General features: G+C 39.7%; 18 protein-coding genes and 1 riboswitch. Of the genes, 14 read left to right on the forward strand and 4 right to left on the reverse strand.

The features are described 5' to 3' along the window. Positions 1–2: 2 nt before the first annotated feature. The 3 genes from tatA to V7077_RS08905 all read right to left on the reverse strand — a co-directional run bounded on the left by tatA (position 3) and on the right by V7077_RS08905 (position 2,978). Positions 3–215, reverse strand: coding sequence for a twin-arginine translocase TatA/TatE family subunit (gene tatA / locus V7077_RS08895; protein WP_335500529.1), 213 nt, complete (start codon positions 213–215; stop codon positions 3–5). Between the two features lie 260 nt (positions 216–475). Continuing rightward, complete coding sequence (locus tag V7077_RS08900; protein ID WP_335500531.1) at positions 476–2,185, reverse strand: GMC family oxidoreductase; 1,710 nt, start codon at positions 2,183–2,185, stop codon at positions 476–478. Positions 2,186–2,210: 25 nt separating this feature from the next. Next, a complete protein-coding gene (locus tag V7077_RS08905) occupies positions 2,211–2,978 on the reverse strand; it encodes a gluconate 2-dehydrogenase subunit 3 family protein (RefSeq protein ID WP_335500534.1) in 768 nt (255 codons plus the stop codon). A gap of 866 nt (positions 2,979–3,844) precedes the next feature. Between V7077_RS08905 and V7077_RS08910 the strand changes: the two genes are divergently transcribed. The 8 genes from V7077_RS08910 (at position 3,845) to nrdG (ending at position 14,148) form a co-directional block, all read left to right on the forward strand. Continuing rightward, positions 3,845–4,540: a hypothetical protein gene (locus V7077_RS08910; protein ID WP_335500535.1), complete on the forward strand. Its 696-nt coding sequence runs from the start codon at positions 3,845–3,847 to the stop codon at positions 4,538–4,540. A gap of 14 nt (positions 4,541–4,554) precedes the next feature. Next, entirely contained in the window at positions 4,555–5,163 is a 609-nt protein-coding gene (locus V7077_RS08915) for a TetR family transcriptional regulator (protein WP_335500536.1), read from the forward strand. 145 nt (positions 5,164–5,308) lie between these two features. Beyond that, a complete protein-coding gene (locus V7077_RS08920; RefSeq protein WP_335500538.1) occupies positions 5,309–6,922 on the forward strand; it encodes a sigma 54-interacting transcriptional regulator in 1,614 nt (537 codons plus the stop codon). 184 nt (positions 6,923–7,106) lie between these two features. Continuing rightward, on the forward strand, positions 7,107–8,543 hold the full coding sequence (locus V7077_RS08925) for a tryptophanase (RefSeq protein WP_335500540.1): 1,437 nt from the start codon (positions 7,107–7,109) through the stop codon (positions 8,541–8,543). 115 nt (positions 8,544–8,658) lie between these two features. Further along, complete coding sequence (locus V7077_RS08930; protein ID WP_335500542.1) at positions 8,659–9,027, forward strand: RidA family protein; 369 nt, start codon at positions 8,659–8,661, stop codon at positions 9,025–9,027. Between the two features lie 209 nt (positions 9,028–9,236). Then, positions 9,237–10,625: an amino acid permease gene (locus V7077_RS08935; protein ID WP_335500544.1), complete on the forward strand. Its 1,389-nt coding sequence runs from the start codon at positions 9,237–9,239 to the stop codon at positions 10,623–10,625. A 451-nt stretch (positions 10,626–11,076) separates the two neighbouring features. Then, a riboswitch (cobalamin riboswitch) is annotated at positions 11,077–11,255 on the forward strand. 98 nt (positions 11,256–11,353) lie between these two features. Beyond that, a complete protein-coding gene (locus tag V7077_RS08940; protein WP_335500546.1) occupies positions 11,354–13,633 on the forward strand; it encodes an anaerobic ribonucleoside triphosphate reductase in 2,280 nt (759 codons plus the stop codon). 17 nt (positions 13,634–13,650) lie between these two features. Next, complete coding sequence (nrdG, locus tag V7077_RS08945; RefSeq protein ID WP_335500548.1) at positions 13,651–14,148, forward strand: anaerobic ribonucleoside-triphosphate reductase activating protein; 498 nt, start codon at positions 13,651–13,653, stop codon at positions 14,146–14,148. Positions 14,149–14,304: 156 nt separating this feature from the next. Here nrdG and V7077_RS08950 read toward each other — a convergent pair whose 3' ends face one another. Beyond that, positions 14,305–15,276, reverse strand: coding sequence for an NAD(P)H-dependent flavin oxidoreductase (locus V7077_RS08950; protein ID WP_335500549.1), 972 nt, complete (start codon positions 15,274–15,276; stop codon positions 14,305–14,307). Between the two features lie 325 nt (positions 15,277–15,601). Here V7077_RS08950 and V7077_RS08955 point away from each other — a divergent pair, with 325 nt between their 5' ends. From V7077_RS08955 to V7077_RS08980, 6 genes are all read left to right on the forward strand, one after another. Continuing rightward, positions 15,602–16,057: a hypothetical protein gene (locus V7077_RS08955; RefSeq protein ID WP_335500551.1), complete on the forward strand. Its 456-nt coding sequence runs from the start codon at positions 15,602–15,604 to the stop codon at positions 16,055–16,057. Continuing rightward, positions 16,054–16,920: a tetratricopeptide repeat protein gene (locus V7077_RS08960; RefSeq protein ID WP_335500554.1), complete on the forward strand. Its 867-nt coding sequence runs from the start codon at positions 16,054–16,056 to the stop codon at positions 16,918–16,920. Before V7077_RS08955 ends, V7077_RS08960 begins: the two co-directional genes overlap by 4 nt. Continuing rightward, entirely contained in the window at positions 16,907–18,094 is a 1,188-nt protein-coding gene (locus V7077_RS08965; RefSeq protein WP_335500556.1) for an AAA family ATPase, read from the forward strand. The genes V7077_RS08960 and V7077_RS08965 overlap by 14 nt, the downstream gene beginning before the upstream one ends. Before the next feature lie 337 nt (positions 18,095–18,431). Next, positions 18,432–19,640 carry a DUF3298 and DUF4163 domain-containing protein gene (locus V7077_RS08970; RefSeq protein WP_335500558.1) on the forward strand — a complete coding sequence of 403 codons (1,209 nt, stop codon included), beginning with the start codon at positions 18,432–18,434 and terminating at the stop codon, positions 19,638–19,640. Positions 19,641–20,098: 458 nt separating this feature from the next. Beyond that, positions 20,099–20,383 carry a hypothetical protein gene (locus tag V7077_RS08975; RefSeq protein ID WP_335500560.1) on the forward strand — a complete coding sequence of 95 codons (285 nt, stop codon included), beginning with the start codon at positions 20,099–20,101 and terminating at the stop codon, positions 20,381–20,383. 727 nt (positions 20,384–21,110) lie between these two features. Next, positions 21,111–24,695, forward strand: coding sequence for an Ig-like domain-containing protein (locus V7077_RS08980; protein WP_335500562.1), 3,585 nt, complete (start codon positions 21,111–21,113; stop codon positions 24,693–24,695). The last annotated feature ends 209 nt before the right edge of the window (positions 24,696–24,904 follow it).

A 24,904-nucleotide genomic window follows, 5' to 3' on the forward strand; every position in this document is an offset into this window, starting at 1 on the left:
CCTCACTCTTTTAACAGGCTTTTCTTGTCATTATCGGCGCTTGAGACGGTGTCATGATCGTGATCATCCATTATATCCTTTGCTGACTTTTTAAATTCTGATAATGTTTTTCCGAATGCTGAACCGATCTCTGGAAGCTTTTTTGGTCCAAATACAATTAGTGTAATAACGAGAATAATAATTAATCCTGGTATACCAATTCCTGAGAATCCCATCGTTTATCGCTCCTTTATTAATAGTGTTAGTATTTATATTTGAGGATACTGCTGATCAACTTGCGGTTAGCAGAATCCAACTTGCGGTTAACAGAGGCCAACTTGCGGTTAGCAGAATCCAACTTGCGGATACCAGAATCCAACTTGCGGTTAACAGAATCCACTTGCGGATACCAGAAGCTAACTTGCAGTTAACACTCATCAACTTCCGGAAAGCCGGAAACTTATGTGACACTAGCCGGTAGCCTCTGCTTACTTTATTAAACTAACCTTCCGCCTTGCTTACTGTATTTTATAATTCCCTCTGAAGCCCGATAGGCAAGGGCACCTACAGTATCGGTTGGATTGTATCCGCTATTGTGTGGAAAGGCCGATGCACCTACCACAAAAACATTATCGGCATCCCACATTTGCAAATAAGTATTAACTGCAGACGTTCCTGGATCATCTCCCATGATGACGCCGCCTGTATTGTGTGTCGTCTGATATGGAACAATATCATAATGTTCAAGTGTCTTACGGTCATTTATTTTGGAAGCGCCCATCTCCTTCATGATTCTGTCCGTTTGTTTTCCGATAAAGCTGTATAGATTTTTATCCTGTTCCGTAAAATCATAGGTTAAGCGTAATAAGGGCTGCCCATACGCGTCCTTATAAGTTGGATCTAAATCAAGATAATTCATCCTGGTTGGCATGGAGGCTCCTTGTGCACCGATATTGATGGAACGGGTAAAATATTTAATCGAGGCTTGTTTAAATTCTTTTCCCCAGCTTGGCACGTCACTTGGAACTGGGTTATGTTGAATTGCTCGATAGCCCGACTGATTCAGGGTAATTGATCCTCCATGAATAAAATTAAGATTGGAATGGTCGAAGTTATCGCCATTATAATCATCAAGAGTTGCCCCAAGTGCACCGGCACCCATGAAGGTATTAAACTCTTCATCTTCAAAGAAGCCTTGTGTTCCAGGGTTGATTTGATAACAATAGTTTTTGCCAATCACACCCTCACCTGTATTAGGATTATAAGGTCTTCCAAGTTTAGAGGTTAATAGAAGGCGGGCATTGTTCATAACATAACTTGTTAAGACCACGATTTCCGCTGGCTGAATGAATTCCTCATTTGTTTGTACATCTATGTAGCGCACACCCGTTGCTTTTTTTCCATCATTAAGAATCTGAGTAACGTTAGAGTATGTCCTGTATTCAAAGTTTCCCGTGTTTTTTGCAAAAGGAATCACCGAAACAGTTGGATCTGCTTTTGCCCCATACTCACAGCCAAACCGCTCACAAAAACCGCAGTATTGGCAAGGAGCCATTTTTGCCCCATACGGGTTTTCATAGGCCTTTGTCATATTCGCTGATGGCATCTGGTAGGGATGAAGCTTCAGATTCTTCGCAGCTTTTTTAAAACGGTCCGTTAAGGGTGTGTCCTTCATGGGCGGATTTGGGTAGGGATTAGAACGTTTACCCCCAAGTGGATTTTCTTCCCCGCCGATGCCGGCCGTTTTTTCATATTTATCATAATAGGGTTCCAGTTCATCATAGGTAATACCCCAATCTTGAATCTGTAAATCTTTTACTTTCGCTGCCCCATATTTGTTGACGGTTTGAGTTTTGATTTCAAAATCATAAGGAAGGAAGCGGAAGGTATGTCCATTCCAGTGAACTCCTGCACCCCCGAGGCCTTCACCAAGCAGGAAGGATCCCAGCTGCCTCATGGGCAGTGCCTGTTCTTTTAAAGTGTTGCGGAAGGTGACCGTTTCTTTTGATAAGTCCTGCATTAATTCGTAGCGGATTCCATAACGGAGTTCATCATGAATCATGGTGTAGTCTTTGATACTGCGTTCTCTGCCGCGCTCTAGGCCCACCACTTTTAGTCCTTGCTTTCCGAGCTCAGCCGCGATAATTCCGCCTGCCCAGCCGACACCCACTATAACAACATCTGTTTTTGGTAATTGTTTCGCCATTTCTCATCCTCCGTCATCTGATTCATTATGAGTTAAAATGTTTGTTTAAACTTTGTGGTTTCATGGTTTTAAATTTCTTTGACTCGATTTGATTGATATAGGCCATTTGGCTGCCAGGGAATTTTTTCATTTTCCAGCCCTGCATGTTACGGTTTCCGCCATATAATGGATCCGAATATACCCCTTCTAGTGTAAGTGCTCGGAGAATGGTGAAAAATGTTTTTGATGTGACCCCTTTTAGCGGGACTTTATCTTCTGCGAACGCCTTCAACACCGTATCCTTTTGGTCGTCCGTGATGTCAGGGAAGGCCTTTTTGTATTGGCTCTGACTGTAAGTCTGTAAGGCATCGAGGCCAACGTCGAATACTTGGTGGCGTTTGAGTGGGGACTGATACCCTTGGAAGTTGGAGCCCGGTGCAAAAGGACCTTGCATATATTCCCTTGCATTATGGCCGTAGGTCCCCGCCAGTTGGTGGTCAATGAAGAAATGAACGCCAAGCCCGGTTGCACCCGGTCCGTTTTCGTCTTCCGGATAGATTCGGTCGATAGCACTTTTGAGAACCTCGAATTGGGCTGGGTTTGTAAAATACATAAAAGCATGGTTATAAGATTCGTCGGCAACTTGTTTTGGCTGGGTAGCAGTTGTGGTGGCTGTTTCATGCCCAAAAATGTTTCTGCCAACGATTCCTCCTAAGCCTCCTAGGAGACCCCCTCCGATTATCCCGCCAGCTACATAACTGGAATTTTGAATGAATTTCCGTCGAGACAACGAACTTTTTGTCTTTTGTGACATTTGCATCCTCCCCGGTAACTAATTTTTACTCTCCCTTTTGTAGCTTCCACACTATTAATTTACTAAACCTATTTTTTAGAAAAAAATTTATTTCTAATAGAATTCTAATAATCCTGCAGCAGTATAAACCTAATGAAAGGTTAGGAGGGTCCGGCAGGATGGTTTCAGGTAATTTGTTTCATTCATACGAAAGGGAGGTATTCGGTTTGAAGATTTAAATGCAGACACCATTTAATCAATTTCTTCAATCTCCTAGCTGGCTTAGGGTGTCTAAACCATTTTTAGTGTATAGTTCTCGACTTTTTTTTTAAGATCATTGGTGAGGGATATACAGAATTGATGCGGGGTTAATTCACTATTAATCAAACGCTTGTTTAATAGCGAATTAGTGGGAAATGGGAAGAATGATGAAAGGTGAATCAATTTCTATAGAATTTTATGGGAAATTGTCATTTTTTCAATAAATGTTCGAAAATATATTCGACATTCTTTTTTGGAGTTTGAAGGATAGATTCATGATGGACATATAGTTTTGGTATTTTTAAATAAACGTTTGATTAGTATTGGATATAGGGAATGTGGTCGAAATCGTGTCGTTAGATGGGAGATTGGTTGATAGAATTTCATTTTATTATATGTAAGGAAGCAGGAGAACCGTCCCCGTGCTTCTGCACTATAATTTCTTTTAGAAAAGAGGAATTTGAGGTTATTTCTTCAAGCTCAAGTAAACACCATGGTAATTTATAGAATCATTGACTAAATTTGTAACACGCAGTAATATAAGAGTCATGAATGACTCTTATAAAGGAGGATAATTTTTTCATTCCGGCAAATAGGTTCAAAATAAATTTCCACGGAGGTATTTTATGAAAAAGACAAGATTAGGCGGTATATCGGCCGTTATTGTTGGTGTTTTGTATCTTTTAACAGTTGTCATTGTTTTAACTTCCCCACCCGGCGAAAATCCAGTGATAGACCATATAACATATATGAATAAATTAATTGCGGTCCATTATGTTCTTGGTATATTAGGAGTCCTAGGGATTATGGTGGTGTTGGCTATTTCCAACAAGATAGAGCCCTATACCCTATCGAGCGAATGGTATCCTTATACAAAAGTAATGGCTATAATTGGATTTGCTTTACTTGCATTAAATAACCTCCGGCAGATCGGTCTTGACCATGAATTAAGTCATAAGGCAATGGCAAAAGGAGGAGTTGTTTTCGATACCATCATTCTGGCTTGGGCAGGACTTGTGGAGCTAAGTCCTCAAGGGTGGTTAGACTTCGGCTTTGTCGGTCTATGGATCTTTACGGTTAGCCTGATCACTTTCACACACACTAAACAAAAATTTCTGTCGGTCATAGGGTGGATTGGTGGTTCTTGTTTCATCCTTACCGTAATTGGAAACGTGACAGGGATTTCTCTTCTGGTTATGATTGGGATGGGATTAGGCGGACTAGTGGTTGTACCACTTTGGTTTGTTCTATATGGTACTATTTTAATAAAAAAGAACACCACACTCGAAACCACCGAATCAAGTATTATATCCAGTAATTAAAGGAGAAAACTCTATTGACGCCAATCGTATCAAATGAACACAGGGAAGAGAGAAAGCTTATTATCCTAAATGCGGCAAAAGAAGTATTTATTAATAAGGGATTTAATGCAACGACCATTCAAGATATCATCAATCACTCTGGAGTCAGCAGAGGTGGAGTATATACGTATTTTCAAAATACGGAAGATATTTTCATTGAGATTCTGAAACGAAGAGACTTGGAAGATGTTCTCGATCTTAAAAAAATTTATGGTGAGGGAAAGACAAACTGGGAAGCACTTACCTTTGTATTAAAAACAATCCAGGAAGCTATCGAAAATCAATCGGATGATTTGGTTCCTGCGATTTATGAATATTACTTCACAACAGGTTGGGGAACCAAAAAACATCTTCCCTTATTAGAAAACCGGATTGAACAAACAAAGAATAGTTTTGTTTCTATCCTCCAAAAGGGGATTAATGATAAGGAATTCAGTCCGAAAATTCCTATCGAGGATATAGCAAGAACTATTATTACATTTTGTGATGGGATGTATTTAGGAAGCTTCCACTTAGGACCGGAAAAGGTAAAGTTAAAAAATCAATTTCAAGCCTTTCTTCACTATTTGTCATCGGCATTATAAGAGAGAAGCGTAAGTTTTATACAATAATTGTTTTCAGACGAATAATATTTCATGTCCATGCCTCCATGAAGGTATGGACTATTTCACGTTTAATGTATTCCTAGTATAATTTAAGTATCAAATAAAACAAAAACGGGAGAATCATATGAATCTAGATGAAATCATTATCAATATAGATTTTGAGGACAGAACAGGTTTAGGGTATGAAATATTCGAGGTTTGTGAGAAAAACGGAATTGATAAAATCAGCATGGAGGTCATTCCAGATCAGGGAATGTTTATCAAAATGCGGGCCATTGAGGAAAATAAATCAACCTTTCTACAGAATTTAAGGGAAATAAAGGGTGTAAATCATATTTCATTGCGCAACTATATGCCCTATGAATCTCGTGAACATAATTTAAATACGATTCTTAATGCGATCAGTGAGGGAGTCGTTGCTGTAAGCGAAAGCGGGGAAATTAAACATATAAACAAGCTAGCCTGTAAAATTTTTGAATGTACAAGTGACGAGGCATTAGGCAGAGGGGCTGACGAGTTATTTGGCAAAAATCCGCCAATTCTTGAAACACTCCGAACCGGACGTCCTTCTCGACTAATCGAATGCAAAATTAGAAGAAATCAAAAGTTCATTCGGATTCTGACTAGCAGCGACCCAATTCTGGACTCAACAGGAAATGTGATTGGTGCTGTGGCAACCATTAAAGATTTTAAAGATGTAGAGGAGATTATTTCAAAGGTAGATTTAAAGAATGGTTTAACCACCTTCGACGATATTGTTTTTCAAAGTTCAAAAATGAAATACTTAATTGAGATGGCTAAAACGGTGGCTCGTGGTAATTCAACCATTATGCTTAGGGGAGAAAGTGGAACCGGCAAGGAGCTATTTGCAAGAGCCATCCATATGGAGGGAAATCGGGCAAATGCGCCATTTATTGTCATCAATTGTGCTGCATTGCCCGATTCATTATTGGAAAGTGAATTATTTGGTTATGAAGAGGGAGCCTTTACTGGTGCCTTAAAAGGTGGTAAAAAGGGGATATTTGAACAAGCCAATAACGGGACTATTTTTTTGGATGAGATTGGAGAAATATCGCCGTCGGTTCAAGTCCGTTTATTAAGGGTGCTACAGGAGGGAACACTCCGAAGGGTTGGAGGAATCAAGGAAATTCAGGTAGATGTTCGCATTATAACTGCTACACATCGGAACTTGGAAGAAATGATCAAAAAGGATCTTTTTAGAGAGGATCTCTATTATCGCTTAAATGTCATTCCCTTAACGCTACTTCCTTTACGAGAACGGGTTGAAGATATTCAACCAATGGCGGAACACCTTTTAAGAAAAATTGCAAAGAAGCTGGGGAAAAAGGAAGCCTGGTTAACGGCTGAAAGCATCCATCTGCTAAAACTGCAGTCTTGGCCAGGAAACGTACGGCAGTTGGAAAATGTGCTGGAACGCGTGATGAATATGGTGGAGGGACAGGCCATAACGCCGCAGCATTTTTATGATTGGACTGATCTTTCAACCCCTCTTCCCAAGATTGAGAACCATGACGGCGAGGTATTTACCGTAAAGATCCCCGTCAATCAGCCATGTTCTAGTTTAAAGGAAATCATTGCTCAGGTGGAATATCAAGTTCTCGTACATGTATTAAAAGAACATAAGTCGTCGAGAAAGGCTGGGAAGGTTTTAGGTGTATCCAACACGACCATCTTAAATAAAATAAACGCCTTGGGTATTACGAATACAGATAAGTGATAACTTTTCTTATCAGTGATAAATAATATTGTCACTTTTTTTTATCACTCCTCCAAACGTCTATGAAAAATGGTGTTTTTATAGCACTTTCATTTTGGCATGGAACTTGCTTAATAGTTAGTGTAGAGCTAATGGCGCCAATTTAGTGGCATTAATCTAATTAACTTTCGGGAGGAATTTGAACATGGCTATTAAATATGTTGCAGAACCATTCAGAATTAAATCCGTTGAACCGATTAAAATTTTATCACGTGAAGAAAGAGAAGAGAAAATTACAGACGCAAAATTCAATTTGTTCGGATTAAAAGGTGAAGATGTTTATATTGATCTTTTGACAGACAGCGGAACGAATGCCATGAGTATTGAGCAGTGGGCAGGCATTATGAAAGGCGATGAGGCATATGCCGGGGCCTCCAGTTTCTTCAAGCTTCGTGATGCAGGTATCGATATCTTCGGTTTTGAATACATACAGCCTGTTCACCAAGGCCGTGCAGCTGAGAAAGTATTGTTCCCGACATTTTTGGCTCAAGGAAAATATGCGATCTCCAATATGTTCTTTGATACTACCCGTGCCCACGTAGAACTTGCCGGTGCCAGAGCCATTGACTGTGTCGTTGAAGAAGCGAAAGATCCATCGATTCGCAGTCCTTTTAAAGGAAATATGGATGTGGAAAAGCTTGAAACACTAATCAATACCTACGGCCCAGAAAATATCGGCCTGGTTGTTATGACCATCACCAATAACTCAGCGGGCGGCCAGCCGGTTTCGATGAAAAATATGAGAGACGTGTCCGAAATTTGTAAAAAGTATGCTATTCCTCTGGATATTGATGCTGCTCGTTATGCAGAAAATGCTTACTTTGTGAAACAAAGGGAAGAAGAATGCAAGGATATGTCCATAAAGGAAATCATCAAGCAAATGTTCAGCTATGGCGATATGTTCACCATGTCTGCCAAAAAAGATACCATCGTTAACATGGGCGGTTTAATTGGAATTAAAGATGGCAATTCTCCATTAATCTTAAAAATTAAAGCAAACTGTATTTCTTATGAAGGTTTCTATACGTATGGTGGTCTATCCGGACGTGACATGGAAGCGCTCGCAATTGGTATGTACGAAGGAATCGATGAGTCTTACCTTGCCTATCGTGTTGGTCAAAGCGAATATATTGCAGCGCGTTTAGATGAAGCAGGAATCCAGTACCAGGCACCGGTTGGCGGACATGGGGTGTTTGTCGATGCACAGGCTATGTTCCCGCATATTCCTTACAATGAATATCCTGGTCAAGTGTTAGCGATTGAATTGTATAAAGAAGCTGGAATCCGCACCTGCGATATTGGGTCCTATATGCTCGGAAATGACCCTGACACAAAAGAGCAGTTGAAGGCTGACTTCGAATTTACTCGTTTGGCTATCCCTAGAAGGGTATATACACAAGCCCATTTAGATGTTGTAGTAGATGCATTAATTAACATTAAAGAAAGAGCACATGAAATCAAACGTGGCTATAAAATTAGTTGGGAGCCGCCAATTCTTCGCCACTTCCAGGCAAGCTTAGAGCCAATCACAGAACCAGCCGAAGAAACGGTTAAAAAAAATGAAGATTTAGTTTCCATTTAATAGAATAGTAGTCAACGATAGCTGATCTTTGGTATGTTAGTAAAAGTCAGTGGCTGTCCAAATAGGTAGCCGCTGACTTGTTAGTATCCAAAATGTTAAGAGAGGATAAAAATATATGAAACAGATTGAAACAGCCAATGCTCCAGGGGCAATTGGACCATACTCCCAAGGATATGAGGTTAATGGCATGGTTTATACTTCAGGACAGATCCCGGTTAATCCTGAAAATGGGGAAATTCCAGAAGGCATTTGGGCACAAACAGAACAGTCCTGTAGAAACGTCGGTGCCATATTAGAAGCCGCTGGGCTTAATTTTGAAAGCGTTTTAAAAACAACGTGCTTTTTAACCGATATGAATGATTTCACGGCTTTTAACGAAATCTATGCCAAGTATTTCGTGTCAAAACCGGCGCGAAGCTGTGTGGCCGTAAAGGAACTTCCTAAAGGAGTATTGTGCGAAATAGAGGCAATCGCTGTTAAATAGTAAAATGGATTTTTTGAAAAGCTAGTTTCCTAGAAATGAAAGTGTTTGAAACAAGATAGGCAGCCAATATTCACCTTGTCACACGGCCCTTCAAGGATGTCTATTTTTAGGATACTCGTTCAGTCCGTCTTACCTGATTTTCTTTTATTTCAGATCCAAATTTGCTTTGCTAATCATTCGTTTGAAAAACAAATTGGAGAGTGGGAAATATGGGGGAAAACCAAGAATTGAAAAGAGGACTCAAAAACAGACATATTCAGTTGATCGCTCTTGGAGGGGCAATCGGGACAGGTTTGTTTTATGGCTCGGCATCGACCATCGGGATTGTGGGACCAGCAGTCATGTTATCGTATGCACTTGCCGGGTTTTTTATTTTCCTTGTTATGCGCTGCATGGGTGAAATGACTGTGCATACACCGGTTTCCGGTGCGTTCAGTACGTTTGCTCATAAATATTGGGGAGACATGGCGGGATTTATTTCCGGCTGGAACTATTGGTTCTGTTATGTGGCTGTATCGATGGCTGAAATAACCGCGGTGGGGATTTATGTGAACTATTGGTTCCCTAATATTCCGCAATGGGTGTCCGGATTTGTCATGTTTCTGATTATTACCGGTATAAACCTAATTGGAGTAAAGGCTTTTGGCGAAATAGAATTTTGGGGAGCTATTATTAAAGTTTTAGCAGTTATTATGATGATTCTTTTCGGTTTTGCCATCATTTTCTTCGGCTTTGGCCACGGTGGAGAAGCAATTGGGTTTTCGAATCTATGGGAACACGGCGGATTCCTGCCGAAAGGGTTTAAGGGATTAATGTTGTCGTTAGTAGTCGTAACCTTTGCATTTGGCGGTGTCGAGCTGATTGGTATTACTGCCGGTGAAGCGGAAAACCCTGATAAAACCATTCCTAAAGCCATCAATCAGGTACTTTACCGAATCCTTATTTTCTATGTTGGTTCCATGCTTGTATTGGTAACGTTATTCCCTTGGGATAAAGTAGGTTTAAAGGGAAGCCCTTTCGTCATGATTTTTGATCAGTTGGGAATTCCAGCTGCGGCATCCATTTTAAATATTATCGTCCTTACTGCCACATTCTCTGCTTATAACAGTTGCTTGTACAGTAATGCCCGCATGCTTTTCGGTCTGGCTAACCAAGGCAACGCACCGAAGTTTTTGAAAAAGGTTGGAAAAACTGGCGTTCCAACTTACTGTGTATTATTCTCATCCGTTATTGTAGGGATCGCGGTTATTTTAAACGCATTTTTACCGGGACAAGTATTTGGGATTGTCATGGCCATAGCGGTTTTAGCCATTATTATCAACTGGATTATGATTTTAATTACTCATAATAAGTTCAGAAGAATCATTGGTCCTGATGAAGTGGGCCGGTTAAAGTTCAAAATGCCTCTTTACCCGATTTCCAATTATGTAACATTGGCTTATTTGGGAATGCTTATCGTATTAATGTGGTTCATTCCGGATTTCCGTGTATCCCTTTATCTTGCTCCAGCATGGTTAGGATTTCTAATTGTGGCCTATAAGATTAAGAGCCGTGACAAAGGAAAGAACGATAACGAATATCTTAAGAAAGCCAATTAGACCTTTGGCCCGCCAACAGGTTATTACATAATCGGCATTTTATGATAGGGGCTGCCCAGTGACAAAAGGGCAGCTCCTTTTTAAAAGGAAAAATCATAAAATTTTGGGCATGCCACAGCTTATTCTGCTGTGGTATTTTCAATATATGGTGAAAAACATTCTTAAACAAACATTGGCGCTGCATGCACTGTGGATACGATTCGCCCATACTGTTGTCCCATTCAGTACAATAGGGAATTGGAGGAATCACGATTTTTTCAAATTTTGTACGAACTGCTGGTTAAACGGGTGCGGTGTTAGAGATGAATTTAGAGAAAACCCCATCTAGATGCGTTACGAAAGAACTGTATCATAAGTAAAAGTAGAAAAAGCAACCTTAAGGAGCCTGCTATATAAAGATTTACTTTTAATTTGATGGGTGATACACTTAATACGATTAAAAAACTATATATGCTATTCGTTTTGTATAGGTACTACTAGATGTAGTTTAATAGGGAAGTTTGGTGCAATACCGACGCTGTCCCCGCAACTGTAAAGCTGACGATGATTCAATGCCACTATGCGTTCGCGTGGGAAGGGAATCGGAGAATGAAGCAAAGCCAGGAGACCTGCCTATAAAAAACAGATTAAACATTTCTTCGGGGGTTGGGAAATGGAGACGTAGTCATTTTATATTACTGAACGTTTCCATTTTTAGGCTATCTCTTTTTGAAGAGGTGGTCTTTTTATTGTTTCATACATATTTTTTAAGAGAGAATGTGACGATTTTGCCAACGACAATTAAAATACTAGAAGTAATCAAACGGGACAAATATATTGTTCCATTTTGTCCTGAAAAAATAATACAGGCTGTTGAAAAGGCTCAACAAGCTACAGAACAAGGAGTTACAGCAAACCTTGCAGAACAGGTATTAGAAGGGTTGAATAGAAAAATCAAAAAAAGTCAAATTTCAGTAGAAAAAATCCAGGACTTAGTAGAAATTGAACTAATGAAGAGTGATAGAACAGACGTAGCAAAAGCCTATATTTTATATCGTGAAGAAAGAACAAAAGCTAGAAATGCAAAATCATTTGATACGATGGCATCGATTATAAGAGCGGAGTCAAATGATATTACGAAGGAAAATGCCAATATGAGTGCAGAGACGCCTTCTGGTATGATGATGAAGTTCGCAAGTGAAACGACAAAAGCTTATTCGTTAACTGAATTACTGAAACCGGAGCATCATTTCTTGCATCGAACGGGCGCGATCCATATCCATGACCTTGATTATTATCCAACTCGAAGTCTAACTTGTGTACAACATCCGCTTGATAAAATACTCGAAAATGGAATGGAGGTTAATCATGCTGCACTGCGTCGCCCTAATGGTATTCATGGGGCAGCCGTAATGGCATGTATTTCTCTTGAGACTGCGCAAAATGAAATGCACGGAGGGCAAGCGATTCCAGCTTTTGATTTCTATATGGCTCCATTTGTTAAAGTAACGTATGAAAAAGAATTGAAGAAGGCTTGTGAATTTTCGGGAAGTGATTTTGACAAATTAATAGCTGTTCCTATTTCTATGTATAAAGAAAAAGATTTGGATGGTTTGGCCGGAAATGAAAGAGTTATTCAACATGCTTTAAATCGTACAATTAATACTGTATATCAAGCGATGGAAGGGTTTATTCATAACATGAACAGCATTCATTCGCGCGGCGGGAATCAAGTCGTTTTCTCTTCCATTAATTATGGGACAGATACTTCTCCAGAGGGGCGCTGTGTGATGGAGCAGCTGCTCCTTTCAACAGAGCGTGGCGTTGGCAATGGGCAAACGGCCATTTTCCCGATTCAAATTTTTAAAATAAAAGACGGTGTCAACTTAAAAAAGGGCGATGCTAACTATGATTTATTTCAATTAGCATGTCGTGTAACAGCAAAACGTTTTTTTCCTAACTTTATCAACCTAGATGCGCCTTTTAATCAGCATGAAAAATGGACGATTGAGGACCCAAGCTGTTATAGATATGAAGCAGCTACAATGGGTTGCCGTACTCGTGTCTTTGAAAACATTCATGGAGAAAAAACATCAATCGGTAGAGGTAATGCTTCTTTTACTTCTATTAATCTAGTGCGGATTGCATTAGAGACACTCGAAGAAGTAGAAAAAGAAGGGCTCTCCGAAAATGAGAAATGGGCTCGTTTCTATGGGAAGCTAGAGTATTTAGTAGAAGAAGTCGGAGAACAATTAAAAATACGCTATGATTTCCAAACACAAGCTTTAGCGAAACAATTCCCAACCGTCATGAAATATTTATGGCGAGGTGGAAGTGAATTAAAACCGGAAGTTCCTATTAAAAAAGTGATGAATCAATCTACTTTAGGGATTGGATTTATTGGATTAGCAGAATGTTTACTTGCATTAATGGGAAAACATCACGGAGAATCGGATAAAGCACAAACAAAAGGGTTGGAAATCGTCACCTTTATGCGAGATAAATGTACGGAACTAAAAGAACGTCATCAACTTAACTATAGCTTACTTGCTACACCCGCTGAATCGTTATGTAAAAGGTTTCCCAAACTTGATCGAGTGCGTTTTGGGAAAGTTGCAGGAATCAATACTCGAGAATATTATACCAATTCAAACCATATCCCAGTTTGGTATCATATTTCCGCTGTTAAGAAAATGACCATTGAAGCACCATATCATGCTTTAACATTAGGCGGACATATTGCCTATATCGAATTAGATGGAAAAGCCTCTGAAAACTGGCAGGCGCTAGAAAAGATGGTGCTCATGGCACATCATTTGGATATTGGCTATTTCAGCTTAAATCATACGATTTGCCGTTGCCTGGATTGTGGACACGAAACGAGCGATGCCGATGCAACAGAATGTGAAGGATGTCATAGCGATCATTTGGATGTGATTCAACGTATTACAGGTTATTTGGTTGGAACAACAGGCAAATGGAATGAGGGAAAAAAGGCAGAACTTCGAGATCGAGTCATTCATTCCTAAAAGGGAGGGAAAAGAAATTGAAAATCGGCGGATTTTATTCTGATTCTATCTCGAATGGTGAAGGGTGGAGAGCGGTTCTTTTCGTATCAGGATGTCCTCATCATTGCCTAGGATGTCATAATCCAGAATCTTGGGATCAAGACTATGGTGAACCTTATGAGGAAAATAATATTTACAATCAAATTATGATGAATCCGTTTTTAGATGGATTAACACTATCCGGTGGAGAACCTTTTCTTTATTGTAAAGAGCTATTTTCGTTAGTGAAACGTGTAAAAGCAAAGGGATTAAATATTTGGTCTTATACAGGCTTTACATTTGAAGAACTTTTACGTTGGGCTGAAAGGAATTCTGATGTACAGGCATTTCTAAAGGAAGTAGACATTGTAGTAGATGGAAGGTTTTTAATCGAGAAGATGGAACCGAAGAGACCTTTTCGCGGAAGCAGTAATCAGCGTATTATAGATGTACAAGCTTCATTGATGAAACAAGAGACGGTATTATATATTGCTTGAGTGACATAATTCCCTGACTAAAAAGGTTAAATGAAAGGCGACACAAATCACTGTATCGCCTTTTTAGCTATTCTCCTTTTATAAAAAAATAGCCCCAAATGGATCCCCTTAGAAACTTAAAACCAACAGCATAATAGGGGGAAATACCTTTCAAATTCACAGACAAGCTTTATATTCACTCATAATATTGTTGATGATTGTTTTAACTGGAAGTATATCTTTGATTTCATGTACTCTAGAACCGGCAAAAACAAGACCGTTGTCGCAATCTCCATTCATGGAAGTTACTAAGGAATCAAGTGTACAAAAGCGATAAGAACAATTTTTTAGGCAATCCAGGCACTTCTTAATTTTTACCTTATTATCATCAGATACAAGTTTAGTAAACTGGTTCTTAATGGCACGGCCCTGGAGACCAACGGTTGTTTTTAGCAAAATGGTGTCTTCTTGTTGAGCCTGTACATACTTTTCTTTAAATGATAATGGTGCGTCACATTCTTCACTGGCTACGAATCTAGTTCCCATCTGAACCCCAGAAGCCCCTAAACGTATGGCTCGTGCAAGATCCTCCCCGGTCATGATTCCTCCAGCAGCAATAACCGGTATTTGAACGGCTTCAATTACTTCAGGCAAAATATCAAACAAAGGTCTATCCGTACCAAGGTGTCCGCCTGCCTCATGGCCTTCTACGACCACTGCTGCAGCACCAAGTCGCTCTGATAATCTAGCAAGCTTGGCGGAAGACACAATCGAAATGACTGGAATGCCGGCTTCCTTGCCCCAAGCATACATATCTCTTGAAATTCCAGCGCCTGATATGATGAAATCAACTTTCTCTTCAATGGCTGCTTTCATTTTTTCAGCAAAGTCATTCATTGCGAAAAGAACGTTAACTCCAATATAGCCGGATTCCTTAATACTGGCTTTTGCTTTCCTTATATGCAATCTCATTTCATCGACGCTAATTCCGGTTCCTGAAATAATTCCAATTCCCCCAGCATTTGCAACCGCAGACGCGAGGCCGCTTAAAGAAATTCCTACACCCATACCGCCTTGCATGATTGGAAATTTTGGTATCATATGTCCTATTTTTAATTGTGGATTGATCAAAATAAAACCCCATTTCATCGATTTAATAGTTCCCTTACTATTTATTAATTGTAATCATAGAATTTATAGGGAATAGTTACGTATGTAATGGTTCGTTCGAAAAATGAGACGTATATTGCTTATTGGCACAGAATGTTCAAATTTAACGTCTTTAGAAGACCTCCGGACATTGCACACTCAAGTTATATCAATAACCGAAACCATGGTCATCATTGACACTCTTCACTTTAACCTACCATAAATAGGGGCATTTTTTTTAGATAGATTGTCAAAAAATTAGATTGCATTCTTTCCATAAATAAGTAATGTTAGAATTGTAGATTTGCAATATAAGGGGGACATTATGTCTAATATGAATGAATTATTACAGCCGTCCATTGAGAAAGATTGGAGGGAAACGAAAACCTATGATATTAATCGCCTATTATGGGTCGCTTTTATCGGCGGACCGATTCCTTTGATGGCTTTAGGTACAAGAAACGCAAAGTGGCTGAACGTCCGACAGCTGCACATTAATCTATTAATCATCCTAGGCATTATTTTGGAAATTGGCGAATGTGCCGTCATTTATTTATTCGCCAATGGGACGTTATCAATGGAAGACAGGGCAATGAGATACCTCTTGAAACTTTCATCCATTTTGCTCTTTTTAGCTTATCGAGCCATTCTGACAAAGCCATTTCAACAGCATATGGTGACGAATGGAACAATCACTAAAATATTAAAGCCGGCCATTGTATGGATTTTGCTTGGCGGGGTAGTCGAACTCATTGTTTTGGCCTTAGGTTTACTGGGATGATAAAGGAAAAGGAAACGAGGGTAATAGAACATTATTTTGAAATGGGTCACTACGAGAAGGCGGTTCCTTCCATTGAAAAACTGTTTGAAGTTAATCCCTTGGATCCGGATGCTTTTTACTATATGGCTGTTGTTCACTTTTCAAAAAATTATTATGAATCAGCTAGGAGAATGTGTGAGCAGGCGCTTTACAACGGTTTTGATACGGTCCAATCCTATTACCTGATTGGACTTACGTATGAAGAGGAAAAAAAATTTAAAGAGGCTGAAGAAGCTTATTTATCTGCACTTGCGCTTGAACCTGAAAATGGTGATATCCTTGCCACATATGGATACATGATGTTGAAGGCTGGTTTTGAAGATAAAGCGCTACAATTACTGGAAGAAGCGAAAAGGGTTGCACCATATGGTGAAAAAGTAAATCAGCTTATTCTTCAGTATTATTTTGCAAAATCTGACCAAAATCAACAATTGCATTTTATTCAAAATGTAATGGAAAGTGCAAGCAGTGAAATTATGAATCTGGTAAATTTAGGCCTTTTCCATGCCTTGAAAAATGAGGACAAAGCCGCCATGGAGTATTTTCGGCAAGCTTTTTTACTAGATCCAACCAATTCGGATCTCCTTAAAATTTTGGAAGAGTACGACCGATTGACACATCCACTATTTTTTCCGCAGCGTTTAATCAAAAAAGCTGGAGGACCTGCTGTCATCTACTCGTTGTTTTTGGTTATCGCCATTCTTTTCATCTTCTTGAAGCAATATATCGTGCTTTTACCATTTTCAGCAATCTATATTGTGCTGTGTATCTATACCTGGATTACTCCATTCTTTTATAAGAGGTTTTTCTATGGGAAAATATAAATTATATCGTGCCATGCTTGAAAAGGACCCGGAAAATGTGCAGGCTTGGTTTTTATTGGGGGAAGAATTTCTCGAAAAGAATCAGCTTGCTGAAGGCTTGAATGCCTTTTCCAAATCTTTGAAGGATCGTGAAATGGAAGATTTGGTGATTGCTAGTCTAAAAAAATATTTGCTAGAGAGCGAGCCCGAGCCCGAATTCGAATCTGAAGCCGAGCCTGATCCGGAACCCGAACCCGAACCCGAACCCGAACCCTTACCGGTTCAATTGGAATTGATACATGGCAAAGTAGTTTCAATCGAGGAGCGGCTGCCAAAAAGGGTTACTTTTTCAAATGTTGGCGGACTTGACGAGTTGAAAAAAACAATCGAAATGAAAATTATCAAGCCCTTTGTGAATCCAAGCCTGTTTGCAAAGTTTCGCAAAAAGTTGGGGGGAGGCATTTTATTATATGGACCCCCCGGATGTGGAAAAACCTTTATTGCTGAAGCGACTGCTGGGGAATGTGGAGCAGCTTTTTATCCGATCCATATTACCGATATTTTGGATCCTTACTTTGGTGTCAGTGAGCAAAAGATGCGCGATGTGTTTGAGACCGCCCGCGCCAATCGTCCAGCTGTATTGTTCTTTGATGAGCTGGACTCATTAGGCTACAGCAGGACCAAAGCGCATTCTGAACACATGAGTACACTTGTGAATACAATGTTGGCCGAGATGCAAAGCATTAACACGGGAACGGATAAACTGCTTGTTATTGGTGCTACCAATATGCCATGGGATGTTGACGTCGCTTTTAAGAGACCAGGACGATTTGATAAGTTGGTTTTTGTGGGCCCGCCTGATCATGAAGCCCGAAAGGTTATTTTTAAATTGAAATTAGCAGAAAAGCCCGTCGAGAATGGACTGGATTTTACTATTCTTGCTGAGAAAACAAGGCATTTTTCCGGAGCGGATATTGAGAATGTAGTTGAAAGTGCGATTGAAAATATCATAGCTGAGATTATGGAAACTGGTGTAGAACGTCCTCTTGGGATGGATGATTTGCTGGAGATTATTGAAAACACCAAGCCCACTACGATTGAATGGCTGAACACCATTAAAAATTATATTAAGTATTCCAACCAAAGCGGCTTGTACAATGATGCCGCGAAATATCTTAAAGAAAATTATATGTAATTAATGAATCGAAAAATGCCCGACACTTATAAGTGCTTAGGGCATTTTTTGCTTGGGTATAGGAATACTGTCTCTATTTATAAACGGTTCCCCGCACCGACTATATCGGAAGCTAAAAATTATGCCTCCGTTACTTTATCCTGAACAAAGGGGAGAGTGAAAGCTTATTATCCTAAATGTAGAAAAAATGAGACCAGGGAGGAAAACATTATTTTTATAGACAGTTAGAGATATAACGAAGACCGGATAACATATCATAAACTGAGTAACTTTGTATGATTACCTATTCTAGGGAAACTGGAAATTTACTATGATGATCCTAAAAGGAAGTGAGCGGATGAAACTGAAATGGACATTAGCGATGGCAATTGTTGTCTTTTTCATTGCAGGCTGCAGCGGTACCCAAGAAAAAAAGCCTGTTTCAGAACAACCACAAGCAATTGAAGACAATCAATCGGAAAAAACCGGAGGACAGCAGGAGAAGCCTGCCGATGGAACAGAAAAACCTGACGCTCAACCGGGAAAAACGACTGATCAACAAGTAAAACCTACCAATCAATCGAAAACCACCAACCAAATCATAAAAATTCATGATGAGTCCATTGTGAAAAGCTCCCCGATTATCAATATTACTTATCCGGAAATTGAAGGCATGAAGGATAAAAACGCTCAAGCGCAAATTAATGATACTTTGAAGAAAAAAGCGAATGCGGCCGACGAGAGTCAAATGACAAATGAGGATCCAAGTACGCCATCATCATTTGATTCAACATACAAAATCACTTTTCAGAATGACCATCTGATCAGCTTTGTTTATGACCAATATTTTTATCTAAGCGGGGCTGCACATGGCATGCCGTCTCGTGTTCCGATCTTGGTTGACCTGGATAATGGCAGAATTGTTGAGCCAAAGGAATTATTTAATGGCTCGCCGCAAACCCAACCACTCATTAGCGAACTCGTCCTGAAACAGGATGTTTTTCATACGCTGGAGGGGATGGGGGAGTTTAAACAAATTAGTTCGGATGATTTAGAACAGGTGTATTTAACGAAGGACGGCTTAATGATGTATTTTCCACCTTATGAATATGCCTCTTTCGCTGAAGGGACGCTTCAGTATCATCTTTCTTTTTCGGATATTCAAAGCGTATTAAACGCTGCCTTTTTCCAAAGTCATGGGATTAATATCGCAAGACCCAATGATTCTAGGATGATTTATGTGTCGGAAGGCTTCCATTTTGCGGTTCCAAAAGAATGGCTCGATCGTTTGACGTTTGAGAGAGCCGATTACTCAGAGGGGCAGGGATGGTTATCTGAAATCAAAATATATTACAAGTCTGCTGATAAACCTTTATTGGTTAGTTTCCATATGTATGAGAAACAAGAGTGGGCTTCATTGAACGCTGGAGTGGAAGTTAAACTTGCTGAAGAAAATGATATTATTTATTCGTATTCAGTAGCACCAATCCCGCAGAATAACCTGCAAGCCAATGATTTCATAAAGAATGTCGTTCCTGGAATGGTGCAAACATTTCAAGTTGATTAAATGGAAGCCAGAGAAGCATGGGGACGGTTCTCATGCTTCTTTTTATGGATTGCTGATATATCATCCATTTACGAATGGTCCACAAACTTCAATAAAAGGCCGGGTTCAATGAGCGTTCCTTTCAACTGATTCAGACAAGGTACAAGGAGATAGCGGGATTATATTTTATAATCAACCAAAGAGCTCTTCTGGTGTAGCTAACCTTATTCCACCTAGTTTTAGTGAAGGAGCTTAAAAGAAGGAATATACTAAACCAATAATCTATGCAACCCTTTATTTTAATAAGAAGAAAATAAAAACAGAAAAACTCTCACACGAAAAATACGACTAAAATCCTAAATCTACTAAATATATTTGTTTTTCAACAATATTCGACATTTTAAATTTGGGAATTATGCTATGTTAATAATGTAATTATTCCCAATTTATTAGATACTATGTAGGAGTGAAAAATTTTTATGGCAAAAGTTAAGCTAAAAAATACTGTAGGGGTAGTTAAGGAAGTAAAAGTAGGATTTTCGTGGACACAGTTTTTCTTTGGAGCATGGGTATATGTTTTCAGAGGTATGTGGTCGGAGTTCTTCAAGTGTTTCTTTTTACACATCATTACACTGGGAATTTATAACTTAGTCCAGTGTTGGACTTGTAATAAGAAGACAATTGTTACTTTTATTGAAAAAGGGTATGAACCAGCATCAAATAGTGACAGAGAACTTTTAGTAAGCAAGAATATTGTTGCTTAACAAATAAGGGTCAATCTCATTCGAGAGGGACCCTTATTTTTATTTAAGCCTAGGTTTTTAAGTGTAATTGAATATAAAGAATGACGATTCGAAAATTTATGGCTTAACCAACTTGTAGATATACACCTATATCAAAATCAATAATACAGGACAGTCATTATATTTTCTTAAACTAAATTGCCATGTTGGTTAAAAAAGCTATTACAAATACTTTAAACAGTCCTTCTGAAAACGTGCAAATGCGTCCCATTCAACCGAAAACCCTAAGTCGTTAGCGTTTTAATCAGGAACTCTAAAAAAAACTGAAAGGAAATGGGATGATTTAGTAATTCTCTCTGATATTTTTAATAGTTGAGGGGTATATTGCGGTAACTAATACATATGTATAACTTGCAGTTACGGGTGTGACCCTTATTTTTTAAACGGAAAACACAAAATAGCCTAGGGCGACTCTGGGTTGATTTTATTGAAATCTATCTCTTATTTGTTACTTTTTGAGGTGAAGAAGATCATCGATACAATTAGGTCAAGGGAGGTAAAATAACTTACAGACTAATGGTTGCATAGAGAATGTCGTTCCTGGAATGGTGCAAACATTTCAAGTTGATTAATAGGAAGCAAGAGAACCGTCCCTATGCTTCTAATAATTTCCTTAAGGAATCCGCTTCCAAGTTTTCAAATAATTGATTATTATTAATCTAGGAACTTTGCAAATAGGAGATTAAGGATGAAATATTCACTGATTTATAGAAAGATTGTTTCTTGGACATTTATTATTGTACTTGTTCTTTATTCCCTTCCCTGCACGGCGGAGGCCTCAACTGTGACTGGAACATCCCTTTCCGGGACCATTTCAACAGATACCGTTTTAACCAAAAGTAACTCTCCCTATGTTATGAGCGGTTCTGTAACCATTTCACCTGGTGCAACGTTAACGATTGAACCAGGCGTTCAAATTATTGGTAAAGGAAACTCCTTTGTTGTGGATGGTACCCTAAAATCACAAGGGACAAAAGAGGAACTTATTACTCTGGACAATATTTATATTTCCAGCTGGAATGCAGGTACCATTTTTCTTGAATACGTTGACTGGAATAAGAGTGGAATTGCAGCCGTGGTGAGGAAAAATTCAACCTTCACGATGGTACGGAGTAAATTTTCTTTGGGCACTATTGATCTATCAGAGCTGAAAAGTGATAGTTTCATTGAAGAAAACCTCTTCCATACTCAAGGAACATTGAATCTAACCAGTGGAGCAGGCAGAATTACTATTACAGGCAATACTTTTTACAATGAAGAGGTAACGGATATCATTCATTCGTGCAATCGGTATACTTGTACTGAACCTAATCTACTGATTGAAAAAAATAATTTTTTAAATAAGAATACGCATATTGACCTTAGGGGTGACAGTGCTAAAACTATTATCGCTCCAAACAATTATTGGGGCACCACCATTTACTCAAGAATCTATGCATCCATCTTAGATGGTAATGATTACAGTGGTTCCAGAGATAAACTTTTGGCGGAGCCAATCGCTGCAACACCGTTTCCAATCGACTTTGAATTGCCAAAAATTGATGAACCCTATCTGGAGGAAGGGGTTATTACAGAGGGGAATTCCACGTATATTAAGGGAGTTGCCAAGAATGCTGCAAAAGCTGTTTTAAAGGTGACGACCTCTGGAGGGCATGAAGTTTGGTATGAAGAATCTGTTCGTGCAGGACGATTCACCTTTATCCTTCCAAGGCAGCAAAGGGGAACTAAGGTGGAGCTTTATTCTAATAATTCGAATGAAGTCAGTCATTCCGTGTTTTTTACAGTAGAAAAAACGTTCTTTCCTGTGAAGCCTTTTGTTTATTCCGTGACCCCTGACGATACGGCGATTAAAGGTGTAACGACACCAGACACCACTATTGAAGTCGCAAAGAATAATGAAGTGCTGGCCTCGGGGATTTCTTCTGCAACCGGCGAGTTTGAAATTCCGATTGCCTCTCAAGTAGAGGGAGACGTACTTACGGTTTACGCTGTTAACGGAGAAAGTAAGTCGGAGCAGGCATCTGTTACAGTTGGTACACCATTAGAGCAGGAAGCGCCTGTATTTAAAGAGTTAAACTATCTGTATCATCAAAGCTATTTGCAAGGAGTAACAGAGCCGAACATAAAAATCCAGGTTCGAGTGAATCATCTTCTCACCGATGAATATACAACAGATGGGAACGGGTGGTTTGGGTTTGGACTTACGGGGCAGCAAGATGATCTTGTTGAAGTGACTGCTGTTGACCAGAATAATAATCGAAGTACACCGGTTGTCTATACTTTACAGGACTGGATTAAACCAATCTTTCACCCATCCGAATTTTCAAATGATCAGGATCTGTATATCGGGCAGTCGGAATCGGGTGTGACTATTACTGTTCAAAAAGGGGACCAATTGCTGGCATCCGGTCTGACAAATGCTGACGGCAGTTTTGCCCTTCCAATTACACGCCAGGCCGCAGGAACACAACTAACTGTAAAAGCGACAGACCAAAACGGAAATGTTTTTGAAATCATCCAAACGGTATCAGACGTGGTTCCCCCATCAATTGATAAGGTTTCCACTTTTTTCGAAGGGGATACGGTTATAAATGGGAAAGCCGAACCGGCTTCTACCATTATCTTATTTATTAATAACGTGCAGCAGCCAAACACAGTGAAGGTCAATGCTGATGGAATGTTTAAGATGGATGTTCCATTGCACACGGCCGGTGATGAAATAAAACTGCTAGCGGTTGATCAAGCAAGAAACATGAGTTCACCATACGTGTTATCGGTTCAAAAGCTTGAACCACCGAAGTCTCCGGTTGTTAACAGTGTTTCCGATTATAGTAATCTCGTAACTGGAACTGTGGCAAAAGAGAATTTGTTAGTGAAGGTCTTTAAAGGAACGGAAGTGTTAGGAGAAGGAACATCCAATGCTAAAGGAGAATTTTCGATACCGATTTCAACTCAAGCGGCGGGTAGCACTTTGTCGGTTACAGCCTTCAATGAGAGACAGCAGCCTAGTGAACCAACAACCGTTGTTGTAGAGGACCGGACTGCACCTATGACACCAACAGCTTCACAGGTTACCGATCAGTCTACATCTATTACTGGGACATCAGAGCCCTTTTCGACCGTTGTTATTTTAAAAGACGGCGTTGTTCTGACTCAAGCAAATGTGGGGGAGAATGGAAACTATGAAGCGAGTATTTCTAAACAACCTGCTCATTCCACATTAGAACTTTTTGCAAGGGACTTAGCTAATAATGAAAGTACAAAAACCTTGATTACGGTTAAGGATGTGACAGCACCGACTGTGTTCGTTGATGCTATTACAAATAAATCCACTTCCATAACCGGTATATCCAATGAAGATGGCAGAATCGTCGTTAAAAATGGTTCCGAGATGATCAAATCTGCTGAGATGACGGCTGGAAATACATTCACGATCAAGATTCCCGCTCAAAAGGAAGGTACAACCCTTACACTGTTTGCAAGTGATGTAGCAGGTAATGAGGCAAGTCCTATTAGCACCCTGGTAAAAGATGTCATTGCGCCCGCAGCACCTCAAGTGAATAAAGTGGGGGACAATGCGAAGGAGGTAACCGGTAAAGCGGAATCAGGGGCAACGGTAAAAGTATTTTCCGGTACAAAGCTACTAGGCTATGCCTCCTCCAGTGGTTTGTTTAAAGTGGTGATACCGATCCAAAAAGCTGGTACGGTTCTTAGTGTGAAGGCATATGATCCTGCTGGAAACGTAAGTACGGAAACCAAAGTCACCGTAACCGATGTTACGGCACCAGCTAAACCTATCGTAAATGTCATTAAAAATACGACTGCCTATGTGACAGGAAAAGCAGAACCAAAATCAAAAGTGAGAATCTATAACGGTTCCGTTCAGATTGGCTATGGTGATACCAATACTTTAGGCAATTTTACTATCAAGATTCCCGTTCAGAAAATAGGGGTGATACTAACGGCAACCGCAACTGACTTAGCGGGAAATAGAAGCAGTGCTACTACGATGGTGGTTCAGGATGGGATTGCACCTGGCGTTCCAAAAGTAAATGCTGTGTATTCGACCTCCAGCTATGTCTCAGGAAAAGCAGAGGCAAACAGCACGATCACAATAAAATCCGGCAGTAAAATCATCGGAACAAGTAAAGCAGACAGATATGGAAACTACAAAGTGAAAATCGTAAGACAAAAACGAGGAATCACCCTAGTGATCACAGCAACCGACGCAGCAAAAAACACAAGCAAACCCGCCTACACAAAGGTAAGATGATGGAAGCATGCGGACGGTTCTCATGCTTCTTTTTTTTAGTGAAGGCAGGGTGCATAGGGACGGTTCTTTTGCTCCCTAGACCTACAATAGGATAGCTTACGACGTTTTTTTAGACTAAAGGATAGAGAAAATCCGAAATCACACGGATGGGTTCAGTTTTAAACAAATGTTTGATTAATAGCAAACCATGGGGAAAGGTGTCATAGGTG

It is taken from the genome of Neobacillus vireti (assembly GCF_036962465.1).
Taxonomy (GTDB): domain Bacteria; phylum Bacillota; class Bacilli; order Bacillales; family Cytobacillaceae; genus Neobacillus; species Neobacillus vireti_B.

Coding starts and splice junctions, on each gene's coding strand:
- tatA (WP_335500529.1), bottom strand. CDS start 215: ATGGGATTCTCAGGAATTGGTATACCAGGATTAATTATTATTCTCGTT.
- V7077_RS08900 (WP_335500531.1), bottom strand. CDS start 2,185: ATGGCGAAACAATTACCAAAAACAGATGTTGTTATAGTGGGTGTCGGC.
- V7077_RS08905 (WP_335500534.1), bottom strand. CDS start 2,978: ATGTCACAAAAGACAAAAAGTTCGTTGTCTCGACGGAAATTCATTCAA.
- V7077_RS08910 (WP_335500535.1), top strand. CDS start 3,845: ATGAAAAAGACAAGATTAGGCGGTATATCGGCCGTTATTGTTGGTGTT.
- V7077_RS08920 (WP_335500538.1), top strand. CDS start 5,309: ATGAATCTAGATGAAATCATTATCAATATAGATTTTGAGGACAGAACA.
- V7077_RS08925 (WP_335500540.1), top strand. CDS start 7,107: ATGGCTATTAAATATGTTGCAGAACCATTCAGAATTAAATCCGTTGAA.
- V7077_RS08930 (WP_335500542.1), top strand. CDS start 8,659: ATGAAACAGATTGAAACAGCCAATGCTCCAGGGGCAATTGGACCATAC.
- V7077_RS08935 (WP_335500544.1), top strand. CDS start 9,237: ATGGGGGAAAACCAAGAATTGAAAAGAGGACTCAAAAACAGACATATT.
- V7077_RS08950 (WP_335500549.1), bottom strand. CDS start 15,276: ATGAAATGGGGTTTTATTTTGATCAATCCACAATTAAAAATAGGACAT.
- V7077_RS08955 (WP_335500551.1), top strand. CDS start 15,602: ATGTCTAATATGAATGAATTATTACAGCCGTCCATTGAGAAAGATTGG.
- V7077_RS08960 (WP_335500554.1), top strand. CDS start 16,054: ATGATAAAGGAAAAGGAAACGAGGGTAATAGAACATTATTTTGAAATG.
- V7077_RS08965 (WP_335500556.1), top strand. CDS start 16,907: ATGGGAAAATATAAATTATATCGTGCCATGCTTGAAAAGGACCCGGAA.
- V7077_RS08970 (WP_335500558.1), top strand. CDS start 18,432: ATGAAACTGAAATGGACATTAGCGATGGCAATTGTTGTCTTTTTCATT.
- V7077_RS08975 (WP_335500560.1), top strand. CDS start 20,099: ATGGCAAAAGTTAAGCTAAAAAATACTGTAGGGGTAGTTAAGGAAGTA.
- V7077_RS08980 (WP_335500562.1), top strand. CDS start 21,111: ATGAAATATTCACTGATTTATAGAAAGATTGTTTCTTGGACATTTATT.